We start from the raw sequence: 3,209 nt of genomic DNA on the forward strand, positions 1-3,209 counted from the left end.
CGCCGCGCGGGCAGGCTTGTATCCATGCTGGAAAGGGAACGTGGCCGCCAGGCCCCGCCGCTGCCCCTGTTCGAGCAGCACCAGCCCGAACAGGACGAACCGGATTTACCGGATGGTGACGCCCCGCCCAGCCTCCCCCCCGCCGTGGTGGAAATGATGGAGGAACTGGACCCTGATGCGCTCACGCCCCGCGCGGCGCTGGAAACACTTTATAAACTCAAAAAACTGATGAAACCCTGATACGGCACTGGACCTGACCCCATTAACGGCGGCACACTCACGCCAGACCTTGACCGCCATTTACAGGACGCCATCCGACCACGATGTCGAACGCTGATTCCCCCTGCGCCTCCTCCGCCGAGGCGATGACAGACGCCCTTCACGCCGCCCTTTTCCCATCGGGGGGCAGCGATGGTGACACATGCGGCCTGCCGCGCGATGAGGCGATCGGCCTGTTCCGTCGCCACATGGCGCGCTATCAGGCCCATGTGCGCGAGGAATTCGAGCATCATCGCCTTGGCGGGGCGGAAGCGGGCAAGATGCTCGCCGCCTATACCGACGGGATGATCCGCGTGCTGGGCGAATTCGCCATGCGGCACGCGGGCATCGACTCGCTGCATGAGGCCCCTTTCGCCGTCGCGGCCACCGGCGGGTACGGGCGCGGGCTGCTCGCCCCGTTCAGCGATATCGACCTTCTGTTCCTGACACCGGACACACCGGCGGGCGACATCCGCGCCTGTGTGGAATACATCCTGTATTTCCTGTGGGATCTGGGGCTGAAGGTGGGGCACGCCACCCGCACCATCAATGAATGCATCGCGGAGGCGGAAGCCGACACCACCGTCCGCACCACGCTGCTCGACGCCCGTTTCCTGACCGGCAGCGCCACGCTGTTCGCCATGTTCGAGGCCCGCTACATCGTGGCCTGCGTGCGCGCCGGGGCCGACCGCTTCATTACCGACAAGCGCAAGGAACGCGCCGCCCGCCACCACCGCTTTGGCGACAGCCCGTACCTTGTCGAACCCAACGTAAAGGAAGGCCGTGGCGGCCTGCGCGACCTGCAGACGCTGTACTGGATGTGCCGCTACACCTTCGGCACGCGCCATGTGTCCGACCTGCTGGCGCCGGGGTTCAGTGAACTCGGCCTGCTGACGGAACAGGAAGCCAAGCGCGCCCGCCGGGCGTGGGATTTCCTGTGGCGGGTGCGTTTTCACCTGCACTACGTCTCCGGCCGGGCCGAGGAACGGCTGACATTCGACGTGCAGCCGGTAGTGGGCGGGCGCATGGGCTATACGCGCCACGGGCGGCAGGTGGGCGTGGAGCGCTTCATGCGCCACTACTTCCTGACCGTGCGCGATGTCATGCGCCTGACACTGGTGCTGGAGCCCGCCGTGCTGCGCCAGGCGCTCGGCCCCGTGGCCAACGCGCCCGAGGCCGACAGCCAGATGCGCGACGCGGGCTTTACCGTGCTTGACGGGCGCATCCTGCCCCAGCGCGGTACATCGTTCGAGGATGAACCCATCCAGATGATGCGCCTTCTGGACTGGGCCAAGCGGCGCAAGCTGCCCATTCACCCGCTGGCCATGCACCAGCTCATCCGCTGGGAGCGCAAGGCCGCCAGCCTGCGCGGTGATCCGGAAACGGCGCGCATCTTCCTCGACCTCATGTGTGGCGAGCCCCCACCCGCGCCCAGCGCGCGGCCCGCGGGGGTGAAAACGCACCCGAACGGGCGGACGCCCCCCAGACCTTCCACCTGATGGACGAAGGCCGCCGCAAGGGGAACGCCTACTGGCTGCATATCCTGAACGAGACCGGACTCATGGGCCGCCTGCTGCCCGACTGGTCGCGCGTCGTAGGGCAGATGCAGTTCGACACCTACCATGTCTTCACGGTGGATGAGCATATCATCGACGCGCTGCGCATCCTTGGCCGGGTGGAACATGGGCAGATGGCCGATGAAATCCCCCTCGCCTACGAACTGGCGCTCAACCTGCATTCGCGCCGGGCGCTGTACGTGGCCGTGCTGCTGCATGACATCGCCAAGGGCCGGGGCGGCGACCATTCGGAAATCGGATCGCAGATCGCGCTGTATGTCTGCCCGGAACTGGGCATGGACAGCGAGGAGACGGAAACGGTCTCGTGGCTGGTGCTGCACCACCTGCTGCTCAGCCAGACCGCGTTCCAGCGCGACATCGACGACCCCAAGACCATCCTCGACCTGGCGGACATCATCCAGTCACCCGAGCGCCTGCGGCTGCTGCTGCTGCTGACCATCGTGGACATGCGCGCGGTGGGGCCGCGCGTATGGAACGCGTGGAAGGCCACCCTGCTGAACGAGCTGTACATGCGCGTGGCGGAAGTGCTGGAAGGCAGTCTCGCCACGACCGAGCGTGACGTGCGCGTGGAGCGCGCCAAGACGGCCACCGCCCAGTGGCTGGTGGAAGACGGCATGAACGAGGCCGATGTCACCCACTTCATGCAACTGGGCTATGGCAGTTACTGGCTGTCCTTCGATCACGACACCCATGCCCGCCATGCCCGGCTGATCAGCGATTCGGAGCGCGTGCATTCGCCCCTTACGGTCGAGACACAGCCGCTGCCCGCCCGTGGCGTGACGGAAGTCACCATCTACGCCGCCGACCATCCGGGCCTGTTTTCCCAGATCGCGGGGGCCGTAGCCATTGCGGGGGCATCCATCGTGGATGCGCGCATTCATACCATGACCAACGGCATGGCGCTCGATACGCTGTGGATTCAGGATGCGGGCGGTTCCGCGTTCGAGGAACCGCAGCAGCTTGGCCGCCTGTCCCTGCTGATCGAGCAGGCGCTGACCGGGCACATCAACATCGACCGTGAAATCGCGCAGTGTGGCCGCCGCCTGAGCGGGCGGCGCATGCGGGCCATCCATGTGCCGCCGCGCGTGGTGGTGGACAACCGGGCGTCGAACACCTGCACGGTGGTGGAGATCAACGGGCGTGACCGCCCCGGCCTGCTGCACGATGTCACGGCGGCGCTGGGGGAACAGAAGCTCCAGATCGCGTCCGCCCATGTCACCACCTATGGCGTGCGGGCGGTGGACGTTTTCTACGTCAAGGATCTGTTCGGGCTGAAGATCACGGACAAGGAGCGTCTCGACCGCATCCGCGCCGCCCTGCTGTCCGGCCTGCAGGAAGCCGAGGCGGCGGCCCAGCGCCGCTCCACCGAACTGG

General features: G+C 66.6%; 1 protein-coding gene and 1 pseudogene. Both read left to right on the forward strand.

All coding sequences use genetic code 11. From position 1 onward, the window contains the following. The coding region (locus JCM25156_RS24030) for a hypothetical protein (protein ID WP_034959581.1) at positions 1-240 on the forward strand (240 nt) is incomplete at its 5' end. A gap of 83 nt (positions 241-323) precedes the next feature. Beyond that, positions 324-3,209 (forward strand): annotated as a pseudogene (locus JCM25156_RS27140) ([protein-PII] uridylyltransferase); the annotation flags it as partial.

This window comes from Komagataeibacter kakiaceti JCM 25156 (genome assembly GCF_000613305.1).